The sequence below is a fragment of the Pseudarthrobacter sulfonivorans genome, assembly GCF_014712225.1.
Lineage (GTDB): Bacteria > Actinomycetota > Actinomycetes > Actinomycetales > Micrococcaceae > Arthrobacter > Arthrobacter sulfonivorans.
In genome coordinates, this window is record NZ_JACXBW010000007.1 from 186,022 (window position 1) to 202,236 (window position 16,215).

The following is a 16,215-nucleotide window of genomic DNA, read 5'->3' on the forward strand; positions in this document are numbered from 1 at the left end:
CCTCAGGCCCCCAGCGGTGCGGCCGCCACGGTGGGGGAGGTCGGGGCTGCGGAGCCGCCCGCGGGTTCCACAGTGATGCCGAGGGATGCCGCCTTGGCGATACCCTTCACGATGGCAGGTTTGGACAGTGCCGCTTCATCCATCAGGCCCTGCGACACAGGCGCCGAGCCGTCCTTGGGGATCAGCCACATCTGGTAGACCTTGCCGGCCGGCGGCGCGGGCACGTCCTTCATCTTGACCACCAGGGCATCCTTCGAGGACGAGATCAGGACCGTTGCGGTTCCGCCTGCAGCCACGGGGACTGACGCCTCGCGGACGTCCTGGGCCCGGACCACCTGGTTCAGCGGATCGTTCTGATCGGCGACGTAGGATCCTACGGCCACGCCGCCGAGGGCGATGACTGCGGCGGCTGCCGCGGCGGCGAGCCAGCGGCGGGCGCTGCCCGGCCGGCGTCGTGATTCCCGCCGTGCCCTGGCCGCGGAAAGCTCATCGGCGGGTTCCGGCTCCGGTTGTTCGGCAGGCGAAACGGCAGCAGGTGCAGCAGGTCCGGCAGCCGGCAATTGCGCGAGCGTGGGCAGCTGCGCCACGATGCGGTCAAACAGATCTGCCGGAGGTTCTTCCTGTGCGGTGAACGACACGGCCAGGGTTTCCCGCGCCTGGCGGACACGCTCCAGGAAGGAATTGCGCTCGTCCGCCGGGGCGGCTGAGATGTAACGGTCGATGGCGGCGCGTTCGCCATCAGTGACCGCGTCCAGGGCATAGAGCTCGGCCAGGTCCACCGCCCGCCCGGAATCCAGGTCGGCAGCGATCTCCAGGCCGAACGACCCCGGCCGGCGGGCGCCACCCTGACTATTCATTTCTGTCATCTCAACTCACCCCCAGACATGTCTTCAAACGGATCAGTCCGTCGCGGATGCGGGACTTGATGGTGGGAACCGCCGCATTGAGCTTCTCCGCGACTTCCCGGTACGTGAGGCCGCCGTAATAGGCGAGCCGCACGGATTCCTGCTGTGTATCGGTCAGCGTTGCCAGGCACCGGACCACAGCCTCTGCCTCCAGTTTGCTGTCCACCTCGGCCGATACGGAGTCGTGGTCCACCTCCTGGCTGCTGGCGCCGTATTTTGCTTCACGGTCGGTGGCCGACTGCGAGGAACGCACCTTGTCCACTGCCCGGCGATGGGAAATGGTCATCAGCCAGGACAGCGGACTGCCCGCTTCGGGGTTGAATTTCCCGGCATTCTGCCAAACCTGGAGGAAAACTTCCTGCGTGGTGTCTTCGCTGAGCTCAGGATCGATGAGGACCCGGCGGGCCATCCCAAAAACCCTGCGCGAGGTCAACTGATAGAACTCGGCAAACGCTGCCTGGTCTCCGCCCGCAACCCGGGCGAGCAGACGGCCCAGGCGCTGGCTGAGAGCCGCCGGAGAGTCTGTGACTGCGGCCGGGGACTCGAAGTTTGGCGCGTTGGGAGTTTCCATCACTAACAAGCATAGGTCTCCGGGCGGCGGATCAGGGGCATCGACGCCGGGGCTGCGCAAGGCAGCGGACGTGGCAGGCAGCTCACCCGGCCGGGCCTGTAACAGTCTCACCCGCCGCTCCTTCATCATCCCGGAATTGCTGTCAGGAGTGATTCGGTGCAGGCAGCGTCACGGATGGGCCTGAATGGGCTCCGCTGCGGCGGTCAGATTTGGGCGCCGGCGAATCCTTGCTGGCGCCAGGCCTCGTACACCGCAATGGAGGCGGCATTGGCGAGGTTCAGCGAACGGAGGGAGGGCAGCATGGGAAGCCGCACCGTGGCGGTGACGTGCGGGTCGCGCTTGACGTCTTCGGGCAGGCCCACGGATTCCTGGCCGAACATCAGCACATCGCCGGGCTTATAGGCAATGTCCGCGTAGCTGGCCGTGCCGTCGGAGGTAAAAGCGTAGACGCGTTCCGGCTGCAGCTCCCGCCAGGCGTCTTCGATGGTTTTGTGGACAGTGACGACGGCGAGGTCGTGGTAGTCGAGGCCGGCCCGCCTGAGCTTCGCGTCAGAAAAATCAAAGCCCAGGGGTTCCACCAGGTGCAGTTCGGCACCGGTGATCGCGGCCAGCCTGATGGCGTTGCCGGTATTGCCTGGGATTTCGGGGGAATGGAAGAGGATTCGGAACACGGTCCAATCCTAGCCAGTGTGCATGCCGCGCAGCAGCCGGGCCAGGATGGGCACGTTGACCGTGTTCGGCGCTGGTCCGGCGGAGAGGAAGTGTTTGAGGCCACGGACCAGGCCTGCCCCGTTGACCACTTGCACCGATTCGCCGGCGCCGGCCGTGCGCCGGTGGCGGTCGATGACGGGCTCGTGGAGGTTGCCATCGGGACTGTGGACGACGGTCCAGCCGGTGACGTTCAGTTCAGGGAAAACGTCCTGCATGGCGCGCACCACGTGGGCCAGCTGCGGCGGGGCAATGGAGCGGCCGCCGTGCCTGAGGGCCTGTCCGTCCCAGGCGTAAGCCCCCTTGGGCAGGAGCATGGAACCGATAAGCGCCAGCCTGTAACCGGACAGCAGTGCATGGTCTATGTGGCTGTTGTCCGCCGGGGACTGCAGCCCGTTGACCAGCCGGGCGGCCGGAATCGCCGGCAGCACCTGGCGGCTAATGAGCTGCACCGTCCGCATCTCACGCTGGATCCGGGCCTCCGCCCCAAAAATTCCGCGTTTGCGCGGCATCCCATGAACCTGCTGACTGGCCTGGCTGAAGGGGATGAGGGGAACCGTCCCGGCCGCCTGGAACGCTGCGGCATCGTAGGGCGGCAGGTAGAGCGCGGGGTCGCCGGCGGTGTTGCGGGGCGTGCTGGGCCTGTGCACGGTGGCCGAGGCATGACTCCCCGCAGCCGGCGCATCAAAGTGCGCTTCCGAGGCAGCCGCACCCGTTGTGGCACCGGCCGTTCCCGCGGCATAGGAGCGGTCGTAGGCCTTCCGCCGTGTGGGGTCCATCAGGGTTTCGTAGGCTGCCGTGACGCGCCGGAACGCGGCGGCGTCCCCGCCGTGGTCCGGGTGGGCCGTCCGCGCCGCCCGGCGGTAGGCCACCTTGATTTCCTTGTCGGTGGCTGTCACCGCGACGCGGAGCACCTCGTAGTAGGAGCTGCTGCTCTCGGTCACGCACCCATCCTTTTGTTCGTCCGGCCAGTCCACGGCAGGCAGCCCGGCTGGCCCAGTTTAGCCGCCTGTCCACACAACGCCTTTGTGGGTGGCAGTGGTTCCCGGCACCGGCTTACGAAACGGAACCGGCCCGCCGTCTAGACTCTTGGATGGTGACGGCAGGTTGGCTTTTCGGCGAGCATAGTGGGGTGGATGTGAAGGCACAGGCAGCAGCTGGACTCGTGGCAGGGGCACTCCTGGGCATGATGGCGCTCGCAGGATGCAGTGTTGGCGTCCCGGACCCCGAAGCCCCGAAGATCCCGCAGCCGGCCACCGCGCTTGCAACCCCCACCATCACGCCTGGCCATGATGCCGCGGCGGTGGCAGCCAAGGACATGCCGTTCTCGGCCGGCGCCTCATTGGCCGAGGGCGTTTCGGTGGGGATCTCCGACGGCCTCAAGAGTGCGCCAGGCTGGACGCCGGTCAAGGAAAACGTGGCCGGCGAGAACCAGTACGTGAAATCCGACGGGTGCCTGGTGGCGGCCAAGGTGCGCGCCAACCAGTCCCCCCTTGTCCTGGCGGATGACAGGGAATCAACTGTTGGCCTGTTCACCTACCTTGACCCCACCATCCTGCCCGCCTATTTGAAGACGGCAACGCTGCGGTGGGGTGGTGAACCTGACAAGCCGGGTCCGCAGGTCGAGGTTCTGGTCCTGGAGGAACCCGGTCAGGCAGGCGCCAGATCAACGGCGGTCATGGCAAGGGTCTTCGGTACGGCCGCATCGTCGGTGTATGTCTCGGTTTCCTGCCCCGATGCTGCCACCCTGGCTGCAGCCCGGGCCGAGGTGGCAGCGCGCCTCGTGGTGGTTCCGCCGTCGAACTAGCGGTGCGGACTGAACTAGCGGTGGCGGCGCCAGGACCCGGCGGGCGAGAGCCGGTTCAGTGCGAGCGCGGCGACCAGCAGGCCGAAGTCCCGCAGGGCCACGTCGTAGTATGCGCCCAGGACCAGCAGGTTGATGATGATTCCCAGCAGCCAGACGGCCACCAGCACCGAACCGAACCGCGGACGGACCGCCACCATGATGCCGGCAATAATCTCCACAACGCCGACGATGTACATAAAGGTCTGCGGCGTGACGGGGACAACTGATGTGGCAACGGGTGCCAGGTAGCTGGTCCAGTCGGTGAGGATGTTGGTGAATTTGTCCAGCCCAAAAAGGATGGGTGCCACGGTGAAGACGGTCCGGAGCAGGAAGAACGCCTGGCGGTCCGGTGCCATTGTTTGGAGGCGGCCGGTCGGGATGTTTTCTGTGGTGGTTTTCATGGTGCGCTCCTTTCTAAAAGTAGGTATCATAATTTTAGAAAGAACGGACAGATTAAGCAATGGATGTTGTTTTTAGAATGAAGGGTTCCTAGTGCGCAGACTTCCGTGGGGCCGCCGCGTGGCGGCCGTTGCCTCGCTCGGTGACGAAAAACGCCGGCAGCTTTTCCAGCTGGTTGCCTCCTCGGACGGCGCCGTCGGGCGCGACGACGCCGCCGATGCCCTCGGGTTGCCGCGAAGTACGGCCTCCTTCCACCTCGACAAGCTGGTCCAGGATGGCCTGCTGGCAGTGGAATTCCACAAGGCCGCCGGCAAAGCCGGACCCGGCTCCGGCCGCCCCGCCAAGATGTATCGGCCAGCAGCGAATGAGGTGAGCGCCTCGGTGCCCGACCGGAACTACGACCTGGCCGGAGAACTCCTCGCCTCTGCCATCGAGCACTCCACGGCAACCGGCGACGCGGTGGGCGACTCGCTGCGCCTCACCTCGTACCGCAAGGGCCAGGAACTCGCCGCCGGAGCGGAGGGCCTAACGGAGTTCATGGCAGGGGAGGGCTACGAGCCCCGGCCCGACGGGGACGGCGGCCTGGTGCTGGCCAACTGCCCGTTCCACCGCCTTTCTGACGGGCATCCGGACGTGGTCTGTGCCATGAACGGTTCCTTCCTCCGGGGCGCCGCTGCGGCGTGCGGGGAGCCGGAGGACCGCATCGCGCCGAACAGTGTGCACGGCCAGTGCTGCGCCAGGATCACCGCAGGGATCAGTGCGGCCTGAATCCATGACCGCCGACGCGGCTAGAATTGTTCCGTGCCCGTCTACCTCGATCATGCAGCCACCACACCACTTTCTGCGGAGGCGCTGGCAGCCCTGACCCGGGAACTCTCCCGTACCGGGAACCCGTCGTCCCTGCACGGCTCAGGCCGCCGCGCCCGCCGCTCTGTGGAGGACGCCAGGGAGGCCATCGCGACGGCGGCCGGCGCCCATCCCTCGGAGGTCATCTTTACCTCCGGCGGCACTGAGTCGGACAACCTGGCGGTCAAGGGCCTGTTCTGGTCCCGCTCCGGCGAAGACCCCTCCCGGCGGCGCATCCTGTGCTCCGCCGTCGAACATCACGCTGTGCTGGACACGGTGGAATGGCTGGAACGGCACGAAGGTGCCGAGGTCACCTGGCTGCCCGTGGACAGCGACGGGGTGGTGGACGTGGAGGCGTTGGCGGCCGAGCTGTCACGCGACCCCGGCTCCATCGCCCTGGTGACGGTGATGTGGGCCAACAACGAGGTGGGGACCATTCAGCCGGTGCACCGGATTGTGGAGCTGGCGCACGCGGCCGGGGTCCCGGTCCATTCGGATGCTGTTCAGGCGTTCGGATCCCTGCCCGTGGACTTCAAGGCTTCAGGACTGGACGCCATGTCCGTTTCCGGGCACAAGATCGGCGGGCCGGTGGGTGTGGGGGCCCTGCTGCTGGGGCGTGCGGTCAAGCTGACTCCGGTGCAGCATGGCGGCGGCCAGGAGCGCGATGTGCGCTCCGGGACGTTGGACACAGCATCCATTGCCGCGTTCGCTGCGGCTGCCGAAGCCGCCGCTGCCCAGCTTGAATCGGAGACTGCCCGCATCGGGGCTCTCCGCGACCGGTTGATCAGTGGTGTCCTCGAACGCGTACCTGAGGCCGTGCTGCGCGGAGCTCCGGGGGAGGGGCGCCTGCCCGGCAACGCCCACTTCACCTTCCCGGGCTGCGAGGGGGATTCCCTGCTGTTCCTGCTGGACCTTGCCGGCGTGGAGTCATCCACTGGTTCAGCCTGCACTGCCGGCGTGCCGCGGCCGTCCCACGTGCTGCTGGCCATGGGCCTGGACGAGGAAACCGCCAGGGGCGCCCAGCGCTTTACACTCGGCCACGCCTCAACCGATGCGGATGTGGATGCCCTGCTGGCGGCCCTTCCCGGCGCCTATGAGCGGGCCCGCCAGGCGGGAATGGCCGGGCATGAATCGTCCATCCAGACGGCGGGCACTGTGGCGCGTCAGGCCGGTTCCGGCAGGAGCTGACCGAGGCCGGCGGCGGGGTCGGCCAGGCGCTCAGCCGTTACCGGCGTCCGGGCCGAGATAAGGGCTTTGATGGTCTTCTGGGCCCCCGGCTGCACTTTCCGCGGCCAGTTGACGCTCATGCCGGCCACCACCCGGGAGTCCTGCACCCAGAAAGCGATGAACTGCTTATCCTCCAGCGACCCCCTAATCACCGGTTCGGCGCCCGCGGCCAGGGTGGGGAAGCCCGAGTATTCCATGCTGACGTCGAACTGGTCCGTATAGAAGTACGGGACGGTGTTCAGCGTGGCGTCCTGGCCCAGCATCGCCCGGGCCGCCACCTTGCCCCCGTTCAGGGCGTTGGACCAATGCTCGCTGCGGTGGTGTTGGCCGGTGAAGGGATGCAGGGCATTGGCGACGTCGCCGGCGGCATAGATGCCGGGTTCGCTGGTTTGCAGTGAGGCGTCGGTGAGGATGCCGTTGTCCAGCGCCAGGCCGGCCGTCTGGGCAAGCGCAGTGTCAGGTACCACTCCCACGGCAATGATCACGATGTCTGCAGGGAGCAGTTCACCCGTGTCCGTGATGACGCCCGTAACAGCTCCGCCCTCTCCGGTGATCTCCTGCGCCGAGGCGGGAAGCCGGAAGCTGACACCGTTTGCTTCGTGCAAACCCCGGAAGAACCGCCCGAGGTCCGGGCCGATGGCGCCCGCAAGCGGAATATCCTCCAGTCCCAGCAGGGTGACGTTGTTGCCGTACGTTGCCGCGGCTGCGGCCAATTCCATCCCGATCCAGCCCGAACCGACCATCACCACATTTTTCCCGCCTGCAGCGAGGCGGCCGCGGAGCAACCTGCTGTCATCCAGGGTGCGGAACGTCGAGACTCCGGCCAGGTCACTGCCGGGCAGCCGCAGCGTCCGGGGCAATGCCCCGGTGGCCAGGAGCAGGGAGCCGTAGGCCAGGGACGATCCGTCGTCCAGCTGCACTGTCCGCTCCGCCGCCCGGATGGCGGTGACCCGGACGCCGAGGCGGAGGCCGACGTCGTTCTCTGCGTACCAGCCGTGCGGCACCACCGGGACGGTATCCTCCGCGGCCTTGCCCAGCAAATACTCCTTGGACAGCGGCGGACGCAGGTAGGGGTGGTGGTGTTCGGCGCCGACAACGGTTACCCGTCCGGTGAAACCTTCAGCCCGCAGGGTCTTGGCGGCGGTGGCGCCTGCCAGCCCGCCGCCTGCTACGACGATGTCCTGAACAGCCATGTCCGCCCGCTTCCCTTGCTCCGTCGATTCTAAAACTGCTTACCTTGACTTTAGAATCGCGGGGTGTGTCAGTCAAGGTCTTTTGGGTAGGATTCGGCGTGCCGATACAATAGTGCGGCAGGCATTGTGTTATCTGTGCGGCCGCCATATGAACCGCAGGCCGCCACTGGTGCCGGCAGCCCCCCTGAACCCAAAAGAAAGCCAGTATGCGAGTCTTAGCAGCCATGAGCGGCGGAGTCGACTCCGCCGTAGCCGCAGCACGTGCCGTTGAAGCCGGCCACGACGTCGTCGGCGTTCACCTTGCGCTGTCGAGGATGCCCGGCACGCTGCGGACGGGCAGTCGCGGCTGCTGCACCATCGAAGACTCGCGCGACGCCTGGCGCGCCTGCGACGTGCTGGGCATTCCTTATTACGTCTGGGACTTCTCGGAGCGCTTCAAGGAAGACGTCGTCCAGGATTTTATCGACGAATACGCTGCCGGCCGTACCCCCAATCCCTGCATGCGCTGCAACGAGCGGATCAAGTTTGCCGCCCTGCTGGAGAAAGCGATTGCCCTGGGATTCGACGCCGTCTGCACCGGCCATTACGCGAAGGTCATCACCGACGCCGGCGGGAACCCGGAGCTCCACCGCGCAGCGGACTGGGCCAAGGACCAAAGCTACGTCCTGGGCGTGCTGACCCACGAGCAGCTCAAGCATTCCATGTTTCCGCTGGCCGAGACGCCGTCCAAGGCTGAAGTCCGGGCAGAGGCCGAGCGCCGCGGGCTCTCCGTGGCAAACAAGCCGGACAGCCACGACATCTGCTTCATCCCGGACGGTGACACCGCCGGCTGGCTGGCCGAAAAAATCGAGATGACCACCGGCGACATCGTGGATGAGACCGGATCCAAGGTGGGCGAGCATCCGGGTGCAAACGCCTTCACTGTGGGCCAGCGCCGTGGCCTGAAGCTGGGCACGCCCGCAGCGGACGGCAAGCCAAGGTTTGTGCTGGAAATCCGGCCCAAGGAAAACAAGGTGGTGGTGGGGCCCCAGGCGCTGCTGGCCATCGACGAGATCCGCGGCATAAAGGTCTCCTGGGCGGGCCTGCCGATTGCGGAAATCGAAACGGGTGCCGAGTTTGAGTGCCATGCGCAGGTCCGCGCGCACGGCGACCCCGTGCCGGCAACCGCGCGCATGGTGCCCGTCCCCGGCGAGGAGGCCCCACAGTTGCTGGTGACCCTGACCGAACCGCTGCGGGGAGTGGCTCCCGGCCAGACGGTGGTCCTGTACCAGGGCACCCGCGTGCTTGGCCAGGCCACTATCGATGCCGCCCGTTCGTTGCAGCGCGCCGAACTTTAGGTAGCTCTGGTCGGCCTGAGCAGAATCTTCGCCCCCGCTCAGGTAAATTTTGTGTCTCAACTCACAAAAATGCCGGTTGATGAGTCCGGTGTCTGATTGAATCTAGGCATCAGGACAGCGCGCTGCCCGCCCGAGTAAACACCCCTAGGCGGGCGGCAAGCGCGTACTCATCGAACAGAAGGTTCACAGATGACCAAGAGCACTAAAGCCTTGCGCAGCGCAATCGCGCTCGCAGGCGTTTCCGCCTTCGCCTTGACTGCCTGCACGGGCCCCTCCGGCGGCGGCGGAAACAGCGCCACACCAGGGGATTCCTCGGGAAGCACCATTACGTACGGCACAACCGATAAGGTCACCGCCCTGGACCCGGCAGGTTCCTACGACAACGGCTCGTTCATGGTGATGAACCAGGTTTACTCCTTCCTGTTGAATTCGAAGCCCGGCGGCGCTGAGCCGGTGCCGGACCTGGCGGAATCGTCGTCGTTCACGAAGCCCACCGAATTCACCGTCAAGCTCAAGAGCGGACTCAAATGGGCCAACGGGCACGACTTGGATTCCAAGGACGTCAAGTTCTCCTTTGACCGCCAGACAAAGATTAATGACCCCAATGGGCCGGCATCATTGCTGACCAACATCGAGTCAATTGCGACGCCCGACGCCACCACCGTGGTGTTCACGCTTAAGCAAGCCAACGACCAGACGTTCGCCCAGATCCTGCAAAGCCCCGCCGCTCCGATCGTTGACGACGAAGTCTTCCCGGCAGACAAGCTCCTCAGCGACGACGAGATCGTTAAGGCGAACGCTTTCTACGGTCAGTACGTCATCGACTCCTACAGCAAGAACACGCTGGTCAGCCTGAAGGCATGGCCGGATTACAAAGGCGTCCTGGGCAAGCCCGCCAACGCAGGGGCGACCATCAAGTACTACACCGACCAGACGAACATGAAGCTGGAGGTCAAGGGCGGGCAGATCGATGTTGCCAACCGCAGCCTGAGCGCGACGGACATCGACGACCTCAAGAAAGACTCCAGCGTCACTGTCAATATCGGCCCCGGCGGCGAGATGCGCTACGTCGTTTTCAACTTCGACACCATGCCTTTCGGAGCGAAGACCGCGGAAGCGGATCCTCAGAAGGCCCTGGCGGTCCGCCAGGCGGTGGCCAACCTCGTAGACCGTCAGGCTATTTCCGACCAGGTGTACAAGGGCACGTACCTGCCAATGTGGTCCAACGTCCCGTCGGGTTTCCTGGGCGCCAATGAGTCCTTCAAGCAGGCCTACGGCGACGGCTCCGGCAAACCCAGCCTTGACAAGGCCAAGAAGGTCTTGTCGGATGCCGGCATCACCGGCCCGGTGACCATCAAGCTGCAGTACAACCCCGACCACTACGGCAAGTCCTCCGGCGACGAATACGGCATGGTCAAGGACCAGCTGGAGAAGAGCGGGCTGTTCACGGTGGATCTGCAGTCCACTGAGTGGGTCACCTACAACTCGGCCTCGAAGAAGGACGGCTACCCGGTCTATCAGCTGGGCTGGTTCCCCGACTTCAGTGACCCGGACAACTACCTGACGCCGTTCTTCCCCAAGGGCGGCTACATCAACAACCACTACTCCAACACGGAGGTCGAATCGCTCATCGCCAAGCAGTTGGTCACGGCGGACAAGTCGGAGCGCGAGAAGACCATCCAGGAAGTCCAGAATCAGCTGGCCAAGGACATCTCCACCTTGCCGTTGCTGCAGGGGGCCCAGGTAGCTGTTTCAGGGAAGGGCGTGAAGGGCGTGGATTCCACTCTGGACGCGTCGTTCAAGTTCCGGCTCGGCCAGGTTTCCAAGTAAACGGCCGGCTCCGGTAACGCCCCAAAGTAACCCGCGTCAGGAGGTGGGGCCCCCGCGGCCCCGCCTCCTGCGTTTTGGGTCCACATATTCAGTTTCAAACCAAGCAGGGACAGCATGACTACCTTGATTGATACGCCGCCACCAACAGTTGCGGCCCCCAAGTCCAAATCCGCCGGAGGTGGCCTCGGGAAGTACATCCTGGTCCGCTTCCTGCTGATCTTCCCCACGATCTTTATCCTCGTCACCCTGGTGTTCTTCCTCATGCGGATCACGGGCGATCCCATTACAGCAGCCCAGGGCGGCCGCCTTCCGCAAGAGCAAATTGACGCGTTGGTTCACCAGGCCGGCTACGACAGGCCGCTCTTCATTCAGTACCTCGAGTATCTTGGCCAGATCGCCACCGGAAACTTCGGCCGCACCATTTCTGACGGCAGGCCCGTGATTGAGATGCTCGCCAAATTTGGTGCCGCCACCCTTGAACTGGCCATTAACTCACTTGTTGTGGCGCTGCTGGTGGGCATTCCGCTCGGCATGTTCGCCGCACACAAGCGGGACAAGGTTCCCGACGCCTTGCTGCGCTTCTTCGCCATCCTCTGCTACGCCACGCCCGTCTTCTTTGCGGGCCTGCTCCTGAAGCTCACCTTTTCCGTCGGCCTGGGCTGGTTTCCAGTTGCCGGCCGCGCTTCCACCACAACCGAACTGGCCATGAGCCGGTTATCGGCGCCCACGGGCATCTACTGGCTGGACGCCCTGCGGAGCAACGATCTGGCAGCCTTCGGCGACATCGTCCACCACGCGGTCCTGCCGGCCATCGCGCTGGGGCTTTTGACAGCCGGTGTCTTCCTTCGCCTTGTTCGCACGAACGTGATTGGTACCCTCGGCAAAGACTACGTCGAGGCCGGCCGGTCCCGCGGAGTGAGCGAATACCGGCTGGTGACCAAGCACGCCTATAAGCCTGCATTGATCCCCATCATCACCGTCATGGGCCTCCAGATCGCGCTGCTGCTTGGCGGTGCTGTGCTGACGGAGACCACTTTCGAGTGGAAGGGCCTCGGCTACCAGCTGGCGCAGTACCTGACGGCCCGCGACTTTGTGGCCGTCCAGGGCATCGTGATGCTGCTGGCCGTCATTGTGGCGGTCACTAACTTTGTGGTGGATATCCTGGCCGCCCTTATCGATCCGCGGGTGAGGTACTGATGAGCACCGAAGCATTTACGCCAGCCAAAAAGTCCCTGCTGGACAGGCTGCCCGTCTCGTCACATATCCGGCGCAGCGTTGGCCTGCAGCGCACCATGCTGCTGATCGGCGTCGTATTGTGCGCTGTGTTCCTGGTGGCGGCCATTTTTGCGCCGCTGCTCGCACCGTACGGCTACTCCCAGATTTCCGACGACGCCGGAACGTTTCCTGCGCAGGCTGCACCGGGTGGCAAGCATCCCTGGGGCACCACTGTGGGTGGCTACGACGTCTTGTCCCGCGTGATCTGGGGATCGCAGACAGCGGCCACGGTGATCGTGGTTGCCGTCCTCATGGCCATCTTCATCGGGGTCTTCCTGGGCCTGGTCAGCGGCTACTTTGGCGGCTGGCTGGACCGGATCCTGGTTGTGGTCGCTGACGCGATCTACGCGTTCCCGACCCTCCTCCTGGCCATCGTGGTCTCAATCGCGATTAACAAGGGACAGTCCGGCTTCTGGGGCGGAATCCTCGCGTGTGGTTTTGCCATCACCGCCGTGTTTGTACCGCAGTATTTCCGGGTGATCAGGGCTGAGACCATCCGGCTCAAAGCCGAACCGTTTGTGGAATCCGCCCAGGTGGTGGGTGCCTCAAGCGCACGGATCATCGGCAGGCACATTTTCGCCAACGCCACCCGCACGCTTCCCCTGATCTTCACGCTGAACGCCTCGGAGGCTATCCTCACGCTGGCCGGGCTGGGCTTCCTCGGGTTCGGTATCGAACCGAGCTCCGCTGCCGAATGGGGCTTCGACCTGAACAAGGCGATGTCCGATGCGTCGTCAGGTATCTGGTGGACGGGCGTGTTTCCGGGTGCGGCGATCGTCCTCACAGTCCTGGGACTGACCCTGGTGGGGGAGAGCATGAATGACCTGAACGATCCGCGCCTGCGTGGACGCAGACGGGCAGGTTCCAAGCGCAAAGGCACAGAAGTGAAGAACCAGACGGAGGTGTCCGCATGAGCGGTCCGGAGATTATCGAAACCAGCGCCGGGCAGCCCACGGGACATGTCCTGGACATCGACCACCTCAAAGTCACATTCGCCACCGACGGGGGCGACGTTTACGCGGTCAAGGATGTGAGCCTGGACGTCCGTCCCGGCGAAGTCCTGGCCATCGTGGGCGAATCCGGCTCGGGCAAGACAGTGACCGCGAAAACCATCCTCGGGCTCCTGCCCGAGACCGCCACCATCGGCGGCGCGGTCCTGATCAATGGGAACAATGTGATCACCGTGAGCGCCTCGAAGCTGAGGCAGATCCGCGGCCGCGATGTGGCCATGGTGTTCCAGGAACCGTCCACCGCGCTGAACCCGGTTTTCACCGTCGGCTGGCAGATCGCCGAGGGCATCCGTGCCCACGCCGCCGGCGGCAAGCGCGTCACGGCCAAGGAAGCCAAAGCCCGGGCCATCGAAGCGCTACGCAAAGTGGGGATCCCCGACCCGGAGCATCGCGTCAACTACTATCCGCATCAGTTCTCCGGCGGCCAGAAGCAGCGCGTGGTGATCGCGGCGGCCCTGGCGCTCAACCCGGGCCTCATCGTGGCGGATGAGCCCACCACCGCCCTGGACGTCACCGTCCAGGCGGAGATCCTGGAGCTCCTGCGCGACCTGCGGGACAAATACGGCACCTCGATCGTGCTGATCACCCACAACATGGGAGTTGTGGCGGACCTCGCGGACCGGGTGGTGGTGATGTACCAGGGTGACGTTGTGGAGGAGGCGCCTGCGCGGGTGCTGTTCGCGGAACCGAAGCAGGACTACACCAGGAAGCTGCTGGCAGCGGTGCCGCACCTGGGCCGGAATTCGGCGTCGGAAGGCCTGAAGGAACGCGCCCACAAAAACTCGCCCGTGCTGGTGGACGCCACCAACCTGACCATCGAGTACCCCGGCCGGCTGGGGACGCCGGCCTTCAAAGCCGTGGACGGAGTCAGCTTCACCGTCTCCGAAGGGGAGGTGTTTGGGCTGGTGGGGGAATCCGGCTCAGGGAAAACCACCATCGGCCGCGCCATCGCGGGTCTGAACCGGACCACTGGCGGCAGCCTGAAGGTGCTCGGCTACGAAATGCTGAACTTCAAGGAACGCACGTTCAAACCGCTCCGGAAGGACATTGGCTTTGTCTTCCAGGATCCGGCCGCGTCCTTCAACCCGCAGCTGACCATCGGGGACTGCGTGGCGGAGCCCATGCTCATCCACACCAATCCCAGCCCGGCTCAGGCGCGCAAACGCGTCGGTGAGCTGCTCGAATCAGTGCAGCTGCCGGCGTCGTACGCTGACCGGTACCCGCACGAGCTCTCCGGCGGCCAGCGCCAACGAGCTTCGCTGGCGCGTGCGCTCATCCTGAACCCCAGGCTGCTGATCGCCGACGAGCCGACGTCGGCGCTGGACGTTTCGGTGCAGGCGAAGGTGCTTGAACTCTTCAAGGAAATCCAGGCGGAGTTCGGGTTTGCGGCGCTGTTCATCAGTCATGACCTTGCCGTGGTGGACATCCTCTCGCAGTGGGTGGGCGTGCTGTACAAGGGCAAGCTGGTGGAACAGGGGATCGGCAGCCAGGTGATGGGGGCTCCGCAGCACGACTACACCAAGCGGCTGATCGCGTCCCTGCCCGTCCCGGATCCGGACGAGCAGGCACGGCGCCGGGCGGCACACCGGGCGTTGCTGGCCACATAGACTTGGACCATGACGCAGCAAAACCATGATGTTCCCGATGCCGAAACCTACGACGCCGCCGCAAGTTCGCTGGGCGGCCAGGTAGACAACTCGGTGATGGCGGAACTGCTGTCAATCCGGTCCAGCATCGACAACATCGATGCCACCCTGGTCTATCTCCTGGCTGAACGGTTCAAAGCGACGCAGAAGGTGGGCTTCCTCAAAGCCGCGCACCGGCTCCCGGCAGGGGATCCGGGCCGCGAAAGCGCCCAGATCGCCCGGTTGCGGCGGCTGGCTGAGGATGCCCACCTCGACCCGGCCTTTGCCGAGAAGTTCCTGAATTTCATCATCGGTGAGGTCATCCGCCATCACGAAGCCATCGCCGAGGACCACCAGGCTGCTGCAGAGTGGAAGTAACAGCCACCGCGCTGGGGCCCTGGCCGGGGGAAGACCCGGTTGAGGCCGCGCGGATCATCCGCGGCGAACTTGGCAGCCCGCACCTGCCGTTCCTGGCTGAACTTCCGGACCGCGGTGTCGGTTCGGATGCCCTGGGCCGCACGGCTTCAGTGCTGGTGGAGCTGGCTGTGGATGTACAGCCGTATGGTTGGCGGCTCGTGGACCGGCCCGGCAAGGATTTCCGCCGGGCCGCTTCGGCGCTGTCCACGGACATCAACGTCCTGGCGGACGTGGCAGGCGGGGAGGACACTCCCGCCGGCGAACTCAAAGTCCAGCTCCTGGGTCCGCTCAGCCTGGCCGCCGGGCTGCATCTGCACAACGGCGAACGCGCCCTGATCGACTACGGCGCCCGCCGGGACATTGCCGCCTCCCTGGCGGCCGGCGTCGGCAGCTACCTGTCACGGGTCGCCAGCGCCGTGCCGGACGCGAAGCTGGTGGTCCAGCTCGACGAACCTGACATTGCCGCCGTACTGGGCGGCACCATTCCGACGTCGAGCGGTTACCGCACGTTGCGCGCAGTGGGCGGGCAGGAGGTCACCGAGTCCTGGCAGCAGGTCATTGAGGCGCTCAGGGCCGCCGGCGCCGTCGAAATCGTTGTCGCAGTGCCCGAGGTGGAGGCCCCGATCGAACGGATCGTGAGGGCGGGCGCGGATGGCGTGGCCGTTCCGTTGAAGGCTCTGACAGCCAGGCAGTGGGAGCAGTTGGCCGCCGCCGTGGAGGCGGGCAAGCGGGTCTGGGCCGGTGCATTGGACCCGAACGGACGCACTTTGCCGAAAGTGGCAGACGCCGTCGAGTCCGTCTGGCGGCCGTGGCACCAGATGGGACTGCCGGCGTCGTCTCTGGGCAGTGTCCGGGTCACGCCCGCCGCGGGACTGGCAGGCCTCACGCCGTCGGCCGCAACTGCCGTGCTGGGCAGGCTGACCCAAATGGCCGACGGGTTGAACCAGCGGGCGCACGGGTAACGGCAACGGGGGCCCACGCCCACAGGGTTCCCTGGCCGGGCTTGCGAGGCTAGGGTGCGGGTGG

16 protein-coding genes are annotated in these 16,215 nt (G+C 65.4%); 10 read left to right on the forward strand and 6 right to left on the reverse strand.

Annotated elements, in window-relative coordinates; all coding sequences use genetic code 11:
• Positions 1-2 precede the first annotated feature (2 nt).
• From IAQ70_RS11085 to IAQ70_RS11100, 4 genes are all read right to left on the reverse strand, one after another.
• Positions 3-866 carry an anti-sigma factor gene (locus IAQ70_RS11085; protein WP_190989372.1) on the reverse strand — a complete coding sequence of 288 codons (864 nt, stop codon included), beginning with the start codon at positions 864-866 and terminating at the stop codon, positions 3-5.
• 1 nt (position 867) lies between these two features.
• On the reverse strand, positions 868-1,476 hold the full coding sequence (sigK, locus tag IAQ70_RS11090; protein WP_190989428.1) for an ECF RNA polymerase sigma factor SigK: 609 nt from the start codon (positions 1,474-1,476) through the stop codon (positions 868-870).
• A gap of 203 nt (positions 1,477-1,679) precedes the next feature.
• Entirely contained in the window at positions 1,680-2,147 is a 468-nt protein-coding gene (locus IAQ70_RS11095; RefSeq protein ID WP_190989373.1) for a tRNA (cytidine(34)-2'-O)-methyltransferase, read from the reverse strand.
• Positions 2,148-2,156: 9 nt separating this feature from the next.
• Complete coding sequence (locus tag IAQ70_RS11100) at positions 2,157-3,128, reverse strand: J domain-containing protein (RefSeq protein ID WP_190989374.1); 972 nt, start codon at positions 3,126-3,128, stop codon at positions 2,157-2,159.
• Between the two features lie 149 nt (positions 3,129-3,277).
• On the opposite strand from IAQ70_RS11100, the gene IAQ70_RS11105 reads away from it, so the two are divergent.
• Positions 3,278-3,991 carry a hypothetical protein gene (locus IAQ70_RS11105; protein ID WP_223859868.1) on the forward strand — a complete coding sequence of 238 codons (714 nt, stop codon included), beginning with the start codon at positions 3,278-3,280 and terminating at the stop codon, positions 3,989-3,991.
• Between the two features lie 14 nt (positions 3,992-4,005).
• Here IAQ70_RS11105 and IAQ70_RS11110 read toward each other — a convergent pair whose 3' ends face one another.
• Positions 4,006-4,431, reverse strand: coding sequence for a DoxX family membrane protein (locus IAQ70_RS11110; RefSeq protein WP_190989375.1), 426 nt, complete (start codon positions 4,429-4,431; stop codon positions 4,006-4,008).
• Positions 4,432-4,522: 91 nt separating this feature from the next.
• On the opposite strand from IAQ70_RS11110, the gene IAQ70_RS11115 reads away from it, so the two are divergent.
• Together IAQ70_RS11115 and IAQ70_RS11120 are read left to right on the forward strand one after the other, a co-directional pair.
• Positions 4,523-5,197 carry a helix-turn-helix transcriptional regulator gene (locus tag IAQ70_RS11115; protein WP_190989376.1) on the forward strand — a complete coding sequence of 225 codons (675 nt, stop codon included), beginning with the start codon at positions 4,523-4,525 and terminating at the stop codon, positions 5,195-5,197.
• 33 nt (positions 5,198-5,230) lie between these two features.
• Complete coding sequence (locus IAQ70_RS11120) at positions 5,231-6,463, forward strand: cysteine desulfurase family protein (protein WP_190989377.1); 1,233 nt, start codon at positions 5,231-5,233, stop codon at positions 6,461-6,463.
• Here the strand turns inward: IAQ70_RS11120 and IAQ70_RS11125 are convergent.
• Entirely contained in the window at positions 6,439-7,695 is a 1,257-nt protein-coding gene (locus IAQ70_RS11125) for an NAD(P)/FAD-dependent oxidoreductase (RefSeq protein WP_190989378.1), read from the reverse strand. The genes IAQ70_RS11120 and IAQ70_RS11125 overlap by 25 nt on opposite strands.
• A gap of 206 nt (positions 7,696-7,901) precedes the next feature.
• On the opposite strand from IAQ70_RS11125, the gene mnmA reads away from it, so the two are divergent.
• The 7 genes from mnmA (at position 7,902) to IAQ70_RS11160 (ending at position 16,151) form a co-directional block, all read left to right on the forward strand.
• Positions 7,902-9,032: a tRNA 2-thiouridine(34) synthase MnmA gene (mnmA, locus tag IAQ70_RS11130; protein ID WP_190989379.1), complete on the forward strand. Its 1,131-nt coding sequence runs from the start codon at positions 7,902-7,904 to the stop codon at positions 9,030-9,032.
• 189 nt (positions 9,033-9,221) lie between these two features.
• Positions 9,222-10,862 carry an ABC transporter substrate-binding protein gene (locus IAQ70_RS11135; RefSeq protein ID WP_190989380.1) on the forward strand — a complete coding sequence of 547 codons (1,641 nt, stop codon included), beginning with the start codon at positions 9,222-9,224 and terminating at the stop codon, positions 10,860-10,862.
• A gap of 114 nt (positions 10,863-10,976) precedes the next feature.
• A complete protein-coding gene (locus tag IAQ70_RS11140) occupies positions 10,977-12,059 on the forward strand; it encodes an ABC transporter permease (protein ID WP_190989381.1) in 1,083 nt (360 codons plus the stop codon).
• Positions 12,059-13,051, forward strand: a complete 993-nt coding sequence (locus tag IAQ70_RS11145; protein ID WP_190989382.1) for an ABC transporter permease — start codon at positions 12,059-12,061, stop codon at positions 13,049-13,051. Before IAQ70_RS11140 ends, IAQ70_RS11145 begins: the two co-directional genes overlap by 1 nt.
• On the forward strand, positions 13,048-14,754 hold the full coding sequence (locus IAQ70_RS11150) for an ABC transporter ATP-binding protein (RefSeq protein WP_190989383.1): 1,707 nt from the start codon (positions 13,048-13,050) through the stop codon (positions 14,752-14,754). The genes IAQ70_RS11145 and IAQ70_RS11150 overlap by 4 nt, the downstream gene beginning before the upstream one ends.
• 9 nt (positions 14,755-14,763) lie before the next feature.
• Positions 14,764-15,150, forward strand: a complete 387-nt coding sequence (locus IAQ70_RS11155) for a chorismate mutase (RefSeq protein WP_190989384.1) — start codon at positions 14,764-14,766, stop codon at positions 15,148-15,150.
• Entirely contained in the window at positions 15,141-16,151 is a 1,011-nt protein-coding gene (locus tag IAQ70_RS11160; RefSeq protein ID WP_190989385.1) for a uroporphyrinogen decarboxylase/cobalamine-independent methonine synthase family protein, read from the forward strand. The genes IAQ70_RS11155 and IAQ70_RS11160 overlap by 10 nt, the downstream gene beginning before the upstream one ends.
• The last annotated feature ends 64 nt before the right edge of the window (positions 16,152-16,215 follow it).